General features: G+C 37.7%; 1 pseudogene. It reads left to right on the top strand.

Annotated features, from left to right (window positions below):
* A pseudogene (locus HMPREF2634_RS10260) lies at positions 1-159 on the top strand (sigma-70 family RNA polymerase sigma factor); the annotation flags it as partial.
* Positions 160-239: the final 80 nt, after the last annotated feature.

Genomic DNA, 239 nt, shown 5'->3' with positions numbered 1-239 from the left:
GAATTGGTGATTCTCCGAGACCAGCTAAAGAGTTACCAAGCTCAACTGAGTTCAGAGAAACAAGAGCAGTATGAACGCTTACTAGCCGATGAACGGTTCAAAGGCCGCCAAGCTATGATTCGAGAATTAAGAGCCTACTTAAAGGACTATAGCGATTAAGATAAGTCAGAACTTTTCTTTTTCAAAGGTCACAAAAAACAAGAAGAATAAAAAAAGATGAAAAAAGGTATTGACAAGAA

This window comes from Streptococcus sp. HMSC034B03 (assembly GCF_001838575.1).
In the GTDB taxonomy this organism is placed as follows: domain Bacteria; phylum Bacillota; class Bacilli; order Lactobacillales; family Streptococcaceae; genus Streptococcus; species Streptococcus anginosus.
The sequence above is the reverse complement of the archived record's forward strand: the minus strand, read 5'-3'. Positions and strand labels throughout refer to the sequence as shown.